At 73.3% G+C, this 13,448-nt stretch carries 18 protein-coding genes and 2 tRNA genes; 12 read left to right on the plus strand and 8 right to left on the minus strand.

Going from position 1 to position 13,448, the window contains the following annotated elements; genetic code table 11:
- Nucleotides 1-15 precede the first annotated feature (15 nt).
- A tRNA-Ser gene (locus C7Y72_RS02510) sits at nt 16-105 on the minus strand.
- 79 nt (nt 106-184) lie between these two features.
- Here C7Y72_RS02510 and C7Y72_RS22650 point away from each other — a divergent pair.
- From C7Y72_RS22650 to C7Y72_RS02530, 4 genes are all read left to right on the plus strand, one after another.
- A complete protein-coding gene (locus tag C7Y72_RS22650) occupies nt 185-412 on the plus strand; it encodes a hypothetical protein (protein WP_146175219.1) in 228 nt (75 codons plus the stop codon).
- A 46-nt stretch (nt 413-458) separates the two neighbouring features.
- A complete protein-coding gene (locus C7Y72_RS02520) occupies nt 459-1,925 on the plus strand; it encodes a fenitrothion hydrolase (protein ID WP_107567046.1) in 1,467 nt (488 codons plus the stop codon).
- A complete protein-coding gene (locus C7Y72_RS02525) occupies nt 1,898-2,884 on the plus strand; it encodes a WD40/YVTN/BNR-like repeat-containing protein (RefSeq protein ID WP_146175220.1) in 987 nt (328 codons plus the stop codon). The genes C7Y72_RS02520 and C7Y72_RS02525 overlap by 28 nt, the downstream gene beginning before the upstream one ends.
- A 65-nt stretch (nt 2,885-2,949) precedes the next feature.
- Complete coding sequence (locus C7Y72_RS02530) at nt 2,950-4,254, plus strand: esterase/lipase family protein (protein ID WP_107567048.1); 1,305 nt, start codon at nt 2,950-2,952, stop codon at nt 4,252-4,254.
- Between the two features lie 6 nt (nt 4,255-4,260).
- Here the strand turns inward: C7Y72_RS02530 and C7Y72_RS02535 are convergent, their stop codons facing one another.
- On the minus strand, nt 4,261-4,584 hold the full coding sequence (locus C7Y72_RS02535; protein ID WP_146175221.1) for a hypothetical protein: 324 nt from the start codon (nt 4,582-4,584) through the stop codon (nt 4,261-4,263).
- A 42-nt stretch (nt 4,585-4,626) separates the two neighbouring features.
- Between C7Y72_RS02535 and C7Y72_RS02540 the strand changes: the two genes are divergently transcribed.
- Nucleotides 4,627-4,713: transfer RNA gene (locus C7Y72_RS02540), tRNA-Ser, on the plus strand.
- A 2-nt stretch (nt 4,714-4,715) separates the two neighbouring features.
- Here C7Y72_RS02540 and C7Y72_RS02545 read toward each other — a convergent pair.
- Together C7Y72_RS02545 and C7Y72_RS02550 are read right to left on the minus strand one after the other, a co-directional pair.
- Nucleotides 4,716-5,423 carry a lysophospholipid acyltransferase family protein gene (locus C7Y72_RS02545; RefSeq protein WP_107567050.1) on the minus strand — a complete coding sequence of 236 codons (708 nt, stop codon included), beginning with the start codon at nt 5,421-5,423 and terminating at the stop codon, nt 4,716-4,718.
- Nucleotides 5,424-5,450: 27 nt separating this feature from the next.
- Nucleotides 5,451-5,825, minus strand: a complete 375-nt coding sequence (locus C7Y72_RS02550; protein ID WP_199223833.1) for a DUF192 domain-containing protein — start codon at nt 5,823-5,825, stop codon at nt 5,451-5,453.
- A 60-nt stretch (nt 5,826-5,885) separates the two neighbouring features.
- Between C7Y72_RS02550 and C7Y72_RS02555 the strand changes: the two genes are divergently transcribed.
- Complete coding sequence (locus C7Y72_RS02555; RefSeq protein ID WP_107567051.1) at nt 5,886-6,716, plus strand: adenylate/guanylate cyclase domain-containing protein; 831 nt, start codon at nt 5,886-5,888, stop codon at nt 6,714-6,716.
- On the opposite strand, the gene serS is transcribed toward C7Y72_RS02555, so the two are convergent.
- Nucleotides 6,713-7,963 carry a serine--tRNA ligase gene (gene serS, locus C7Y72_RS02560; protein WP_107567052.1) on the minus strand — a complete coding sequence of 417 codons (1,251 nt, stop codon included), beginning with the start codon at nt 7,961-7,963 and terminating at the stop codon, nt 6,713-6,715. The genes C7Y72_RS02555 and serS overlap by 4 nt on opposite strands.
- A 41-nt stretch (nt 7,964-8,004) precedes the next feature.
- On the opposite strand from serS, the gene msrB reads away from it, so the two are divergent.
- On the plus strand, nt 8,005-8,412 hold the full coding sequence (msrB, locus tag C7Y72_RS02565) for a peptide-methionine (R)-S-oxide reductase MsrB (RefSeq protein ID WP_107567053.1): 408 nt from the start codon (nt 8,005-8,007) through the stop codon (nt 8,410-8,412).
- A 9-nt stretch (nt 8,413-8,421) separates the two neighbouring features.
- Here msrB and C7Y72_RS02570 read toward each other — a convergent pair whose 3' ends face one another.
- On the minus strand, nt 8,422-8,820 hold the full coding sequence (locus C7Y72_RS02570) for a c-type cytochrome (RefSeq protein ID WP_107567054.1): 399 nt from the start codon (nt 8,818-8,820) through the stop codon (nt 8,422-8,424).
- A 23-nt stretch (nt 8,821-8,843) separates the two neighbouring features.
- On the opposite strand from C7Y72_RS02570, the gene C7Y72_RS02575 reads away from it, so the two are divergent.
- Nucleotides 8,844-9,272 carry a cupredoxin domain-containing protein gene (locus tag C7Y72_RS02575; RefSeq protein ID WP_107567055.1) on the plus strand — a complete coding sequence of 143 codons (429 nt, stop codon included), beginning with the start codon at nt 8,844-8,846 and terminating at the stop codon, nt 9,270-9,272.
- Between the two features lie 169 nt (nt 9,273-9,441).
- Here the strand turns inward: C7Y72_RS02575 and C7Y72_RS02580 are convergent, their stop codons facing one another.
- Complete coding sequence (locus tag C7Y72_RS02580) at nt 9,442-10,620, minus strand: S1 family peptidase (protein ID WP_158276590.1); 1,179 nt, start codon at nt 10,618-10,620, stop codon at nt 9,442-9,444.
- 112 nt (nt 10,621-10,732) lie between these two features.
- Here C7Y72_RS02580 and C7Y72_RS02585 point away from each other — a divergent pair, with 112 nt between their 5' ends.
- Nucleotides 10,733-11,209 carry a flavin reductase family protein gene (locus C7Y72_RS02585; RefSeq protein ID WP_158276591.1) on the plus strand — a complete coding sequence of 159 codons (477 nt, stop codon included), beginning with the start codon at nt 10,733-10,735 and terminating at the stop codon, nt 11,207-11,209.
- A gap of 22 nt (nt 11,210-11,231) precedes the next feature.
- Here the strand turns inward: C7Y72_RS02585 and C7Y72_RS02590 are convergent, their stop codons facing one another.
- The gene (locus tag C7Y72_RS02590) at nt 11,232-11,684 is read right to left on the minus strand and encodes a hypothetical protein (protein WP_107567057.1); all 453 of its coding nucleotides are present in this window, start codon (nt 11,682-11,684) and stop codon (nt 11,232-11,234) included.
- A 161-nt stretch (nt 11,685-11,845) separates the two neighbouring features.
- On the opposite strand from C7Y72_RS02590, the gene C7Y72_RS02595 reads away from it, so the two are divergent.
- Genes C7Y72_RS02595 through C7Y72_RS02605 form a run of 3 tightly spaced genes read left to right on the plus strand, consistent with a single transcriptional unit; the run spans nt 11,846 to nt 13,434 of the window.
- Entirely contained in the window at nt 11,846-12,208 is a 363-nt protein-coding gene (locus C7Y72_RS02595; protein ID WP_107567058.1) for an NADH-quinone oxidoreductase subunit A, read from the plus strand.
- Nucleotides 12,209-12,236: 28 nt separating this feature from the next.
- Nucleotides 12,237-12,929, plus strand: a complete 693-nt coding sequence (locus C7Y72_RS02600; RefSeq protein WP_375336994.1) for an NADH-quinone oxidoreductase subunit B — start codon at nt 12,237-12,239, stop codon at nt 12,927-12,929.
- A complete protein-coding gene (locus C7Y72_RS02605; protein WP_107567059.1) occupies nt 12,922-13,434 on the plus strand; it encodes an NADH-quinone oxidoreductase subunit C in 513 nt (170 codons plus the stop codon). Before C7Y72_RS02600 ends, C7Y72_RS02605 begins: the two co-directional genes overlap by 8 nt.
- Nucleotides 13,435-13,448: the final 14 nt, after the last annotated feature.

Below are 13,448 nucleotides of genomic sequence, written 5' to 3' on the forward strand. Positions count from 1 at the left end.
GGGCTTTCGGAAGAGCGGAGAGGGAGGGATTCGAACCCTCGATAGAGGTATCACCCCTATACCCACTTAGCAGGCGGGCGCCTTCAGCCACTCGGCCACCTCTCCGTGTCCGCGGAAGTGTATCCGCGCCGCGTCGCGCGCGTGGTCCTCGTCGTGGCGGCGCGCCGGCGCTACCGTGGCGCCCATGCCCGATCCGGCCGTGCGTGCGGAGGACCGCTGGCCGCTGAGCGCGGCGGCGAGCGCGGTGCTCGCCGACCCGCGCGTCACGGCGCGGACCGTGGTCGCCCTGACGCCGCAGGACTGCGGCTTCCCCACCGTCAAGGGCAAGCGGTACAACATCAAGGCCGACCGAGCACAAAGCGCAAGCCCCAGGGCTGCACCTGCAAGCGCTACGGCGCCGAGACCAAGCTGAAGTTCCGCTGCGCCCGCGGCATCGAGAACTTCTTCGCGATCAAGCGTTGACCCGGACCCCCCACCGCCGCACCACGCTCGCCGCCCTCGCGGCGGGCGCCCTCCTGATCCTCGGCCCGCCCGCCGCCGCGCACGCGCACGGGCTCGTGCAGCGCAACGACCTGCCGATCCCCGAGTGGCTGTTCGGATGGGGCGCGGCGGTCGTCCTCGTGGTCTCCTTCGTGGCGCTCGCCGTGCTCTGGCAGCAGCCGCGCTACGAGCGGCGCGGCGCCGCGTCGGACGCGCCGACGGCGTGGCGGCCTGTCCCGGGACCGGTCGGTCGCGCGCTCGGCGCCCCCGCGCTCGACACCGCCGCCCAGGTGCTCGGGACGTTCCTGTTCGCGGTCGTCCTGTGGGCGGCGCTCGCGGGCACCGACACGCCGCAGGCCAACCTCTCCCCCACGTTCATCTTCGTGGTCTTCTGGGTCGGGCTCGTGTTCGCGAGCGTCCTCCTGGGGGACGTCTTCCACGCGCTCAACCCGTGGCGCGCGATCGGGCGCGCGACGGGCTGGCTCCTCGCCCGCGCGCGGGGCGGCCGCCTCCGCGCGCCGCGCGCGTACCCGCAGCGGCTCGGGCGCTGGCCGGCCGCGGCCGGGCTGCTGGGCTTCACCTGGCTGGAGCTCGCCGAGAGCGGCGGCGAGCACCCGCGCACGCTCGCGACGGCGACGATCGTCTACAGCGCGATCACGTTCGCCGGGATGGCGGTCTACGGGGTGCGGCCGTGGATCCGGCACGGGGAGGCGTTCAGCGTCTACTTCGGGCTGTTCGCCCGGCTCTCGCCGCTGGAGGTCCGCGACGGGCGCCTGGGGACCCGGCGGCCGCTGGAGGGCCTCACCCGCCTGGACGTCGTGCCCGGAACCGTCGGCGTCGTCTGCGTGATGATCGGGACGGTCACGTACGACGGCCTCTCCAGCGGGTCCCTGTGGAAGGACGCGCAGAGGCTGCTCGACGGGCTGTGGGAGCCGCTGGGGCTGAGCGTCGTGACGGGCCTGAAGGCGTCGGCGACCGTCGGGCTCGTCGTCTGCGTGCTGCTCGTCGCCGCGTTCTACCGGCTCGGCATCGTCGGGATGCGCAGCGTCGGCGGGGGCTTCGACGCGGACCGCCTCTCGCGCGCGTTCGTGCACACGCTCGTCCCGATCGCCGTCGTCTACGTGGCGGCGCACTACCTGACGCTGCTGGCCTTCCAGGGGCAGGCGACGGTGTACCTGGCGTCCGACCCGCTCGGGCAGGGCTGGGACCTGTTCGGCACCGCCACGTCCACGATCGACTACTGGCTGGGGCAGAACCTCGCCTGGTACCTGCAGGTCGGGTTCGTGGTGCTCGGGCACATGGCCGGGCTCGCGCTCGCGCACGACCGCGCGCTCGTCCTCTACGGGGACGCCCGGCGCGCCGCACGGTCCCAGTACTGGATGCTGTCGGTCATGGTGGGCTTCACGACCCTCGCGCTGTGGCTGCTGGCACAGGCGGGCGCATGACCGGGCGCGCGCGCACGGCCGCCGTGCTGCTGGCGGGCGCGACGCTCGCCGCGACGGGCGCGGGCTGCGGCTCGGACCGGCTGGCGGGCTCCAAGGGCGGCGCGGCGCCGCGCGAGGCGAAGACCCGCTCGGACCGGCTCGTGGACTTCCGCAAGCAGCCCCCGTACGTCAACAGCCTCGGCTTCGACCCGAAGTCCGACGACCTGCTGCTGACCACCAACCGCGGCTTCTTCCGCATCGCCCGCGACGGCTCGCGGATCACGAAGATCGCGGGCACCGTGAAGGCCGGGCAGCGCACCGCGCCGGTCGGGGAGTTCCTCGCGTTCCTGGAGGTCGACGGGGGCCGCCGGCTGATCGGCTCGGGGCACCCGGACTCCACCGCGCTGCCGAACTTCCTCGGGTTCATCGAGTCGTTCGACGGCGGCCGCTCCTGGACGGTCCTCGCCCGGCTCGGGGAGGCGGACCTCCACAAGCTCGTGCTGCGCCACGACAAGCTCTACGCGTTCGACGCGGTGCTCGGCGCGATGCTGATCAGCGACGACGAGGGCAAGACCTTCGAGGAGTTCTTCACGCCGCGCGGCCTGGTGATCGACTTCGTCGTCGACCCTCAGGACGCAGACACGATCGTCGCCTCGACCGAGGACCAGCTCTACCGCTCCACCGACGGCGGCCAGACGTGGCGGGCGCTGCTCAGCGGCACCGGCATCCGGATGGAGTGGCCGGAGCGCGGCGGCATCGTCCGCGCCGACAAGGACGGCACGATCCAGCGGTCGACCGACCGGGGCGGCACGTGGACGCGCATCGGGCGCGTGCAGGGCGAGCCGTACAAGCTCATCGAGGACCGTGACGGGCAGCTGCTGATGGCGCTCTCCGACGGCGCGATCCTCGAGTCCGCCGACGGCGGCGCGACCTGGCGCGACCTCTTCCGGCCCGAGCGCACCGCCCCGCCGACCACCTGAGCGGCCGCCCGCCGATGTGCGTCGACGCACACCGGATCCGTCATCGATCGGTGTAGCCTGCGGCGATGCCGTCGCCGTCCCCGTCGAACCTGCCGGTCCCGCACGACACGGCCGGCCCGCTCGCCCGGCGCGGCGAGCCGGACCTCACCCGCCAGCAGGAGCTGCGCGCGCTCGGCGACCTCGGGGCGTTCGGGCTGGAGCTCGTCACCGACCGCGTCGAGGAGCTCCACCACGCAATCTCCCGCCGGTCGTTCGACGCGACCGGCCCGGTCTCCGACCCGATCCGCGCCGTGCACGACGCGGTCAGCGCCGCGGTGTACGGCAGCGTGCGGTTCGCGACCGGCACGGCGGCGCGCGGGGTCGCCGCGGCCGTCGCGCGCTTCACACCCGACGACGCGGAGCCGCTGACCGAGACGCCCGCCGGCTCGGTGGCGCGCTCGGCGATCAACGGCCTGCTCGGCGACCTCCTCGAGGAGGAGAAGAGCCCGCTGGCGATCCCGATGGCCGTGCGCCTCGCGGGCCGCGACGTCCCGCCGACGCGCACCCTGCTCGCCGAGGCGTACCCGCGCGCGACGCCGCGGATCGTCGTGCTGATCCACGGGCTCGGCGAGAACGAGGGCGTGTGGTGGTGGCGCGCCCGCAAGGCCGGCCTGGGTCCCGTGATCCCGATGAGCGAGCGGCTGCACCGCGAGCTCGGCTTCACGGCGGTGCACGTCCGCTACAACACCGGCCTGCGGATCAGCGAGAACGGCGCCCGCCTCGCCACCCTGCTGAACGCGCTCACCGACGCGTGGCCGGTCGACGTGTCCGAGGTCGCGCTCGTCGGCCACTCGATGGGCGGGCTCGTCGCCCGCGCCGCGCTGCGCGCCGGCGACCTCGGCGGCCACCCGTGGGTCGAGCGCGTCGAGCACATCGTCGGCCTCGGCACCCCCCACCACGGGGCGCCGCTGGAGAAGGGCGTCAACCTCGCCTCGTACGCGCTGCGCAGCGTCCCGGAGGCCGCGCCGATCGCCTCGGTCCTCGACACCCGCTCCGTCGGGATCAAGGACCTCGCGTTCGGGGTCATCGCGGAGGAGCACTGGCGCGACCGCGACGGCGGCGCGCTGCTGGCCGACTACCGCGAGGCGATCACGCTGCCCGACCACGTGACGCTGCACGCGATCAGCGCGACGCTCGCGACCGATCCGCGCCACGCGATCAGCACCGCGTTCGGCGACATCCTCGTGCGGCTCGACAGCGCGTCGGGCGACCACCGCAAGCACGGGCTGGGGATCAAGGACGAGCACCGCGCGACGATCGGCGGGCTGACGCACTTCGACCTGCCGAGCGATCCGCAGGTCTACCGCCTCGTGCGCGACTGGCTGCGCTGAGCCCGCTCAGGGCCGGCGGCGCAGCAGCGTCACGAACCGGTCCGCCTCGGTGATCGTGGTGCGCACGAGCTTCCAGTCGATCTCCTTGTAGGAGCGCTCGCCGTGCAGGACCTCGTGGCAGGACGTCAGCACCTGGCGCAGCTGGACCTCGTGGTGGGCGAGCCGCTCGAGCGCCGCCCCGGTCCGCGCGCCCCCCTGCCTCGCGTCGAGCGTGCGGTCGCGCGCGTTCTGCAGGCGCTCCATCACGACGGTCGCGCGCTCCCCCTGACGGTTGGCGGCCCGCAGCCCGAGCCCCCGGACCTCCTGCCCGCATCCGTCGTAGCAGCGCACGGTGCGCACCTTCGCAGTTCCGCGACTACCCTGTGGTCCGCTGGAGAGGTGGCAGAGCGGTTGAATGCACCGGTCTTGAAAACCGGAGTCGTCGCAAGGCGATCGCGGGTTCGAATCCCGCCCTCTCCGCTCTACCGCGCCGCGTCGAGCGCCCCGTACTGCTTGCGCACCTGCGCGAAGATCGCGCGGGCGGCGTCGAGCGCCTCGTCGCGCGTGGGCTCCTCGACGCGGTCGAAGCGCAGCGGCGCGCCGTAGCTGACGGTGATGCGCGGCAGGCGGCCGCGACGCCAGCCGCGCACGTCCTTGGAGCCGTGGATCGCGACCGGCACGACCGGCACGCCGGACTCGAGCGCCAGCCGGCCGATGCCGGCCTTCGGCTCCCCCAGGCCGCCGCTGCGCGACCGGCCACCCTCCGCGTACATGCCGACGCAGCCGCCGCGGTCGAGGATCGAGTGGGCGGTGACGAACGCCTCGTCGTCCTTCTCGCCACGCCGGACGGGGAAGTGGCCGGCCACGCGGAACACGTACGACAGCACGGGCTGCCCGCCGAAGAACTGCGACTTCGCCATGAAGCGGATCTGCCGGCGCAGGTACACGCCGCAGAAGAAGTGGTCCATGTTGGAGAAGTGGTTCGGGGCGAGGATGAACCCGCCGTGCGCGGGCACGTTCTGCCGGCCGATCGCCCGCGTGCGGTACAGCAGCAGCGCCACCGGGGTCAGCAGCACCCGCGCGGCCGCGTACGTCCAGCCCGGCTCGTGCGTGCGCGCCCAGGCGTGGAACGGCGCGAGCGCGTCCGCGGCCCGCTCGTCACGGTAGACCTGCTCCTTGATCTCGGGCACGAGCCGACCCTATCCGCGCCGCCCGTCTCAGTGCGCGGGTTCGTGCCGCAGCGTCTCGCCCTCGCGCAGGCCGACCCGGGCGGCGGTGCCGGCGGGCAGCTCGACGACGGTGCGCGCGCCGCGGCACGACGCCGTGCGCCACGGGGCGAGGTCCGCCACGATCCGCACGACACGGTCGTCCCGGTCCAGGAACACGGCGTCGATCGGGTAGCCCATGAAGAACATGTGGATCGAGGCCGCGGGCCGGATCCACAGGCCGGCGTCGGCGGCCAGCTCGCGGCCGAGCAGGCCACGCAGGCGCGTCCACGGGGTCTGGGCGACCGCGCAGCGCGCCACCACGATCGTGCCGTCGGGACGACGCAGGTCGACCTGGGCGGGGAGCCGGGAGCGGGAGCGGCGCACCCGGCAAGGATCGCGCACGTCCGGCCGGACGGGGCGGGATGGCGCGTACGATCCCGGTGGATGGCCGACCGCGACGCGCCCGAGGAGCCGAACCTGCCGCAGCCGCGCCCGGAGCCCGGCGAGCCCCTGCGCGTGCTGACCGTCGTACGCCGCATCGACTCCCAGCCGCTGCTCCTGCGCCTGACCGACAAGCTCCGCCGCCGCCTGCCCGGCGACGACCGCTTCGGCGACCCGCTGTCGGTCGCGGGGACCTCCCCCGCGGAGGTCGTCGGCCGGCAGGTGCAGGTCCTCTCCTCCGAGCGGCCGAGCGTCGCGCGCGAGCTCGGGCTGAGCGCCCTGCAGGTCTGGCAGGCGCTGTCGGAGTCGGCGGGCCGCGGCCGCGGCGACCGCGAGGTCGCGATGCTGTTCACCGACCTCGTCGGCTTCTCCTCGTGGGCGCTGCGCGCCGGGGACGAGGCCGCCGTGCAGCTCCTGCGCGAGGTCGGCATCGTCGTCGAGGGCGCCGTCTCCGAGCATCGCGGGACGCTCGTCAAGCGGCTCGGCGACGGGCTGATGGCCGTGTTCCCCACCGTCGAGGCGGCGACGCGCGCGGCGCTGGACGCCGACGCGGGCCTGCGCGACGTCGAGGTCGACGGGCACCGCCCGCGGCTGCGCGCCGGCGTCCACGTCGGGCGGCCCCGGAAGATCGGCGGGGACTACCTCGGCGTCGACGTGAACATCGCGGCGCGGGTCGCCGACCAGGCGCGCGGGGGCGAGCTGCTGCTGTCCGTCCCGGCCGTCGAGCAGCTCGAGCCCGACGCCTACCGCACCGGGCGCGCCAAGCGCCTGCGCGCCGCGGGCGCCCCGAAGGACCTGCGCGTGCAGAGCGTGCGCCGCGCGACCCGCGACTAGGTCGTCGCCCGCAGCACGGGCGGCGCGCCCGCGTCCACGAGACACTGCGGGAGCGCGACGGTGCCGTCCTCCTGCTGGTGGTTCTCGAGGATCGCGATCAGCGTGCGGCCGACGGCCACGGCCGTCCCGTTGAGCGTGTGGAGGGTCTGCGGCTTGCCGCCCTCCGGACGCAGCCGGATGTTCAGGCGCCGCGCCTGGTAGTCGGTCGTGTTCGAGCACGACGTCAGCTCCCGGTACTGGCCCTGCGCGGGCAGCCAGGCCTCGCAGTCGTACTTCTTCGCGGCGCTCGCCCCGAGGTCGTCGACCGCGATGTTCACCACGCGGTAGGGGATCCCGAGATCGGTGAGGATCTCCTCCTCGATCGCCAGCAGCCGCTCGTGCTCGGCCTGCGAGGCGTCCGGCTCGACGAAGCAGAACATCTCGACCTTGTCGAACTGGTGCACGCGGAAGATCCCGCGCGTGTCGCGACCGGCGGCGCCCGCCTCGCGGCGGAAGCACGGGCTGAAGCCCGCGTAGCGGACCGGCAGGCTCGCCTGGTCGAGGATCTCCCCCGCGTGCAGGGACGCGAGCGCGACCTCGCTCGTCCCGACGAGGTACAGCTCGTCCTGCGGCAGGTGGTAGATCTGCTGCTCGGTGTCCGGCAGGAAGCCGGTGCCGAACAGCGCCTCCTCACGGACGAGGACCGGGGGGATGACCGGCTCGTGGCCGTGGCCGCGGACCTTCTCCAGCGCCCACCGCACGAGCGCCATCTCGAGCATCACGAGGTCGCCCTTCAGGTACGCGAAGCGGCTGCCCGACAGGCGCGCCCCGGCCTCCATGTCGATCATGGCGCCGGCCAGCTCGAGGTGGTCGCGCGGCTCCGCGACCGGGCTGCGCGGCTCCCCGACCTCCCGGAGGACCGTGTCCTGCGGCGCCGCGGTCGGGTCCGGGAGGTTCGGGAGCTTCGCGAGCGCGGGCTGCAGCTGCGCCTCGACCTCGGTCAGCTCCTCCTGCAGCGCCTTCGCGCGCGCCTTGACGTCGTTCATCGCCTGGAGCGCCTCGGTGGCGTCCTCCCCGGCCTTCTTGGCGGCGGCGATCGCCTGGCCGGCCGCGTTCTGCTCCGCCTTCAGGCCCTCGACCTGCGGGATCAGCGCGCGGCGGCGCTCGTCGAGCGACAGGACGGCGTCGAGCCCGTCGGCGTCCCCCCGGCGGGCCAGCGCGGCCCGTGCGGCCTCGGTCTCGGTGCGCAGCAGCTTGAGGTCGAGCATCACCCGGAAGGTATCCGTGGCGGGAGGCGTACGCTTTCTCCATGGACGCCAAGGTGCGAAAGACCGACCAGGAGTGGCTCGAGCAGCTCGGGCCCGACCGCTTCCACGTGCTGCGCCGCGCGGGCACGGAGCCGCCGTTCACCGGTGAGCTGCTGACGGTGAAGGACGACGGGACGTTCGTGTGCGGGGCGTGCGGCGCGACGCTGTTCGGCAGCGACGCGAAGTACGAGTCGCACTGCGGCTGGCCGAGCTTCGTCGAGCCCGCCGACGAGTCCGCGGTGATCCTGCGGCCCGACACGTCGCACGGCATGCTGCGCGTCGAGGTCCTGTGCGCCACGTGCGAGTCGCACCTGGGACACGTGTTCGACGACGGCCCGCGCGATCGTGGCGGGCAGCGCTACTGCATCAACTCGCTGTCGCTCGGCTTCGCGCCGAGCGACCAGGGCTGACGGTCCGGCTCAGGAGTTCGGGCCGGCGCTGACCTTGCGCTTGTAGCCGGCCCACTTCGCCAGGAACTCGGCGACGGCCTGCGCGTCCTCGCCGACGACGAGGTTCTCGGGCATGATCGCGCCCGAGTAGCCGCCGTTGCGGATCGCGTACAGGATCGTCTCCACGTCCTCCTTGCGGACGTTGAAGTTCGGGCCGTCGACGCGCTCGCGGTTGTTGATGCCGATGGCACCACCCTGCGCCCCGACCTTGTCGAGGGTGTGGCAGCCCGAGCAGCGCTCGACGAACAGACGGGCACCCTTGCCCTCGTTCCCGGCGGCGTTCTGGAGGCTGTTGCCCTCGGAGCCGCAGGCGGAGACGCTGCCGGCGATGGCGAGGAGGGCGAAGGCGGTGACGACGCGATGACGCATGGCCGCGGCATCATACGAAAGGAATGGCCGACCGAGGCGCCACGTCCATACCGCTGCGGCGCCTGCTGCCCGCACTCGCCGTCACGGCCGCGCTCGGCTTGGGCGCGTGCGGCGGCGAGCCCGCGGCCGTCGTCGATCGCGACGGCACGCTGCGGCTGACCCTGTCCGAGTACCGGATCGACCCGCAGGTGATCCGCGTGCGGCCGGGCCGCATCCACATCGTCGCCCGCAACGAGGGCCGGCTGCCGCACAACCTGCGGGTGCGGTCGCTGGACCGCGAGCGCGGTGAGGAGGTCGAGGAGTTCGGCCAGTTCTCCCCGACCGCCTTCCCGGGCGGGCTGGTGACGGGCGACGTCGTGCTGCAGTCCGGCAAGTACGAGCTGGTCTGCACGCTGGGCAACCACGACGACCTCGGCCAGACCGGCACGCTGATCGTCGGCGACGGCTCCTGACGCGCGCGGGAAGGAGTTCGCGCCGCCGCGGCGAACCCCGGGAGCGACCCGGCGTTCGACCCGCGACCGGTCGCTCCAAGACTTCTTCGCGATCGCTCACGTACGGCGGCAACCACTGGTCGTCGCCGGGTCACCTTCTTCTCCCCGGCGACGACCTCGCGACCGTCGGCTACTCGACGACGACGGTCTCCCGCACGGTCGGGCTGATCTGCGCACCGTCGCGGTTGTAGGCGGCGGCGCTGAGCGTCACGCGGCCGAGCGGCAGCAGCGTCGAGGCGCGGTACACGCCGGTCGCGGCGCGCTTGGCGCGGACGAAGCGCTTCGCGGGCGCCAGGCCCTCCTGGGCCGGACGCGACGCGCGCAGGATGACCTCGCGGACCTGGGAGCGGCCGCTGCCCGAGGCGCGCAGCGTCGTGCGGCACGTCGTGGCGCCGCAGCTGATCGAGCCGATCCGCAGGCGCACGGTCTTGCGCACCGTCGCCGGGGCGACGACCGGCGCGGCCGGGGCCGTCGGTGCGGGCGCGGTGTCGGCGATACCGGCGGCCCCGAGGATCCACGAGCGCTCCGCGGTCACGCGGGCGTACACGGCCGCGTTGCCCTTCACGCCGCAGCTCGCGGGACCGTAGGAGACGATGCCGACGAGCCGGATCGCCTCGCCGACGCGCCCGACGAGCGGGCCGCCGCTGTCGCCCTGGCAGGTGTCCGGCCGGCCGTTGGGGGAGCTGCCGCACAGCTCCACCTCGGAGAAGTAGATCGAGCTGCCGAACTGGCTCTCGCAGACCGAGCCGGCCACCAGCGGGATGTCCGCCTGCTTGAGCACCGTGGGCTGGCTGTCGTCGTCGCGGTAGTCCGTGAGGCCCCAGCCGGTGGCCGACAGGACCGTGCCGGGCGCCTCGAGCGCCTCGTCCCCGGGGCCGGCGAGCTCGGCGGTCGGCGCGTTGATCGGCGCCGCGAGCTTCAGCACGAGGACGTCGTGCAGCGTGCGCTGGTCGTCGTACTGCGGGTGCTTGACGATCGACGCGACCTGCACGCGCTGCATGCCGGGATCGACACGGGAGATCGCCCCGCCGATGACGTCGATGCGCCGGGCGAGGTCACCGCCCTCTCCCTGGAAGGTGCCGAGGCAGTGCATCGCCGACACGACGACCTGCGGGGCGATCAGCGTGCCGCCGCAGAACAGCGCCTCCTGGGCGGACTGGCCGCGGATGACGAGGCCCACCTGGGCCGGGTTGTCGGTCGGCGTGGCCTGGCGGCCGCCGACGATCGCCGACGCCGGCGAGGCGAGGGCGAGGCTGAGGCCGAGCGTGACGACGGCCGGCGCGCTGCGCGCGAGTACAGAGGTCCCCATGCGGCGGCACCGTAGTCCGGTGCGCCAGCTTCGGCAATGGCCGAACGGGCAGCGGGCCGGGACGGCCGGGCGATGCGCGGCCCGGGCCGCGCGGCGGCTACCGTTCATGGCCGTGACCCCGGACCCCACGAGCTACCGCGAGGCCATCGGCCGCTTCGCGACCGGGGTCGCCGTGGTCACCTGCGACGGGCCGCAGGGCCCGAGCGGCCTGACCACGAACGCGGTGTCGTCGCTGTCGCTCGACCCGCTGCTGCTGCTCGTCTGCTTCGACAACACCTCGCGCACGCTCGAGGCGGTCCGCGGCGCCGGGCGCTTCGCGGTGAACGTGCTCGCCGCCCACCAGGCGGACCTCGCCTCCGTGTTCGCGTCCAAGCGCGAGCAGCACGAGAAGTTCGCCGAGGTCACGCACCGGGTCGAGCACGGGCTGCCGGTGCTCGACGACGCGATCGCCTGGTTCGCGTGCGAGCTGCACGACCTGCTGCCCGGCGGCGATCACACGATCGGGCTGGGCCGCGTCACCGCGGTGCACCACGAGCCGCAGGCGGCGCCGCTGCTGTGGTTCGGCGGCGGCTACCGCGCGATCGGCTAGGCGCCCGGCCGGCGCCGCCCGGTCAGAGCCCGGCGGTGACGCCGAGCGCGCGCACGCAGAGGAAGGCGACGACGAACGCGGCCAGCGTCATCACGCCCATCTCCTTGCGCAGGATCTGCACGACGATCGACCGCTGGGTCGCCTCGTCGAGCTCACGCATGGCGTCGGCGCTCTCGAGCTCGCGGTCGTCCAGGACGGTCTGGGCGGACACCGCGCGCAGCTGCTCGGCGACGACGTTGACCGCGACCGGCAGCAGCAGGTAGAGCCACAGCAGCCCGTCGTCGGGCCGCGCACCCGAGGCCGCGGCGACCCCCGCGACGAGCGCGAGCACGCCACAGCCGACCTGGGCGATGCGCACGAGCCGCCAGAACACCGCGCTCTGCTCGACCTGCCACCAGCGCACGGCGCCGAGCGCGCCCGGCACGAGGTTCATCGCGGCGACGGTGATCGCGGCGGCCTGGACGACGGTCTCCACGCGCAGGATGGTGGCACGGGCGCGCCGGGGGCCGCGCGCCCGGTCGCTTGACCCACCGCGCAGGTCGGATTTCCCGCATGGACACGTGCGTTCTGCCACTTTGTGACACGGGCGCACAAGCGAGCACAGCCGAGCCCGCGAAGGTGATAGAAACCGGGTCCGTGCTGCGCTCCTACGCCCCAGCCCTCGTCTTCCTCGGTCTCGGCACGATCGTGGGCGTCGCCTTCGCCTTCCTGAACACGCTGTTCGGGCCGAAGCGGAAGATGCAGGTCAACAACAAGACCGACCCGTACGAGTGCGGTCTGCCGTCCGAGGTGCAGCAGAACTTCCGGTTCGGGATCAGCTTCTACCTGATCGCCATGCTGTTCATCCTGTTCGACATCGAGGTGCTCTTCCTGTACCCGGTCGCCGTACAGCTGAAGGCGTTCGGAACGTTCGCCCTGATCGAGACCATCGTCTTCATCACCCTGCTCTTCGTCGCCTTCATCTACGTGTGGCGGCGCGGCGCACTCGAGTGGCGCTGAGGACGCAGGCAAGGAGGGAACGCGCACCATGGAGATCATCCGCCAGCCGCTCACCGGCCCCGGGCAGAGCCCGTCGGACTTCCGCTCCCAGCAGCTGAAGGCCCGCGACATGCTCCGCGGCGACCTCGAGGGCAAGGAGCTCGAGGAGTACGTCCAGTCGCGCATCATCACGACGACGCTCGACAAGGCCGTCGCCTGGGCGCGCGGGAACGCGATGTTCCCCGCCACCTTCGGCCTCGCCTGCTGCGCCATCGAGATGATGAGCATCGTCGCCGCCCGCGTCGACGTCGCCCGCTTCGGCTTCGAGGCGTTCCGCGCGTCGCCGCGCCAGGCCGACCTGCTCATCCTCTCCGGGCGCGTCAGCATCAAGATGGCGCCGGTCGTGCGCCGTATCTACGACCAGATGCTCGAGCCGAAGTGGGCCATCGCGATGGGTGCGTGCTCCAGCTCGATGGGCGTGTTCAACAACTACGCCGTCGTGCCGGCCGACAAGTTCATGCCGGTCGACGTCCACGTCCCCGGCTGCCCGCCCCGCCCCGAGGCCCTGATGCACGGCATCCTCAAGCTCCGCCAGCAGATCCAGCTGGACCCGGCGCAGGGCTGGCGTACCCGCTACGGCGCCACCGACACGATCGAGGTCCTGCCCGACGAGGGCGACGAGCTCCTCAAGCGCGCCGACGAGCTGACCGTCATGGAGCCCGGGGAGGCCGACCGTGCCTGACGCCACCGGCCTCGAGCTCGTCGCCGGCGGCCTGCGCGACGCGCTGCCCGACGCCGTCCTCGGCACGCTGCACTTCCGCGGCAAGGGCACGCTGCTGATCGACCCCAAGCACGTCCGGGCCACGCTCGCGCACCTGCGCGAGCACGACGGCTGGACGTTCCTCGCGAGCGTCCACGGGGTGGACTACTACCCCGAGGAGCCCCGCCTGGGGGTCCACTACGAGCTGCTGAGCATGCGCCGCCGCGACCGCCTGTCGCTGAAGGTCCGCGTGCACTCCGAGCACCCGCACGTCGAGTCCGTCACGCCCGACTGGCCGACCGCGGACCACCAGGAGCGCGAGGTCTACGACATGTTCGGCGTCGTCTTCGACGGCCACCCGGACCTGCGCCGCATCCTCATGCCCGAGGACTACCAGGGGCACCCGCAGCGCCGCGACTTCCCGATCGGCGGCGAGCCGATCCTCTTCACGCACAACGAGTCCTCGAACCCGGGGTGGACGCGATGACCGACGTCACGACG

It is taken from the genome of Paraconexibacter algicola, assembly GCF_003044185.1.
Lineage (GTDB): Bacteria > Actinomycetota > Thermoleophilia > Solirubrobacterales > Solirubrobacteraceae > Paraconexibacter > Paraconexibacter algicola.

Coding starts and splice junctions, on each gene's coding strand:
- C7Y72_RS22650 (WP_146175219.1), top strand. CDS start 185: ATGCCCGATCCGGCCGTGCGTGCGGAGGACCGCTGGCCGCTGAGCGCG.
- C7Y72_RS02530 (WP_107567048.1), top strand. CDS start 2,950: ATGCCGTCGCCGTCCCCGTCGAACCTGCCGGTCCCGCACGACACGGCC.
- C7Y72_RS02555 (WP_107567051.1), top strand. CDS start 5,886: ATGGCCGACCGCGACGCGCCCGAGGAGCCGAACCTGCCGCAGCCGCGC.
- serS (WP_107567052.1), bottom strand. CDS start 7,963: ATGCTCGACCTCAAGCTGCTGCGCACCGAGACCGAGGCCGCACGGGCC.
- msrB (WP_107567053.1), top strand. CDS start 8,005: ATGGACGCCAAGGTGCGAAAGACCGACCAGGAGTGGCTCGAGCAGCTC.
- C7Y72_RS02570 (WP_107567054.1), bottom strand. CDS start 8,820: ATGCGTCATCGCGTCGTCACCGCCTTCGCCCTCCTCGCCATCGCCGGC.
- C7Y72_RS02575 (WP_107567055.1), top strand. CDS start 8,844: ATGGCCGACCGAGGCGCCACGTCCATACCGCTGCGGCGCCTGCTGCCC.
- C7Y72_RS02580 (WP_158276590.1), bottom strand. CDS start 10,620: ATGGGGACCTCTGTACTCGCGCGCAGCGCGCCGGCCGTCGTCACGCTC.
- C7Y72_RS02600 (WP_375336994.1), top strand. CDS start 12,237: ATGGAGATCATCCGCCAGCCGCTCACCGGCCCCGGGCAGAGCCCGTCG.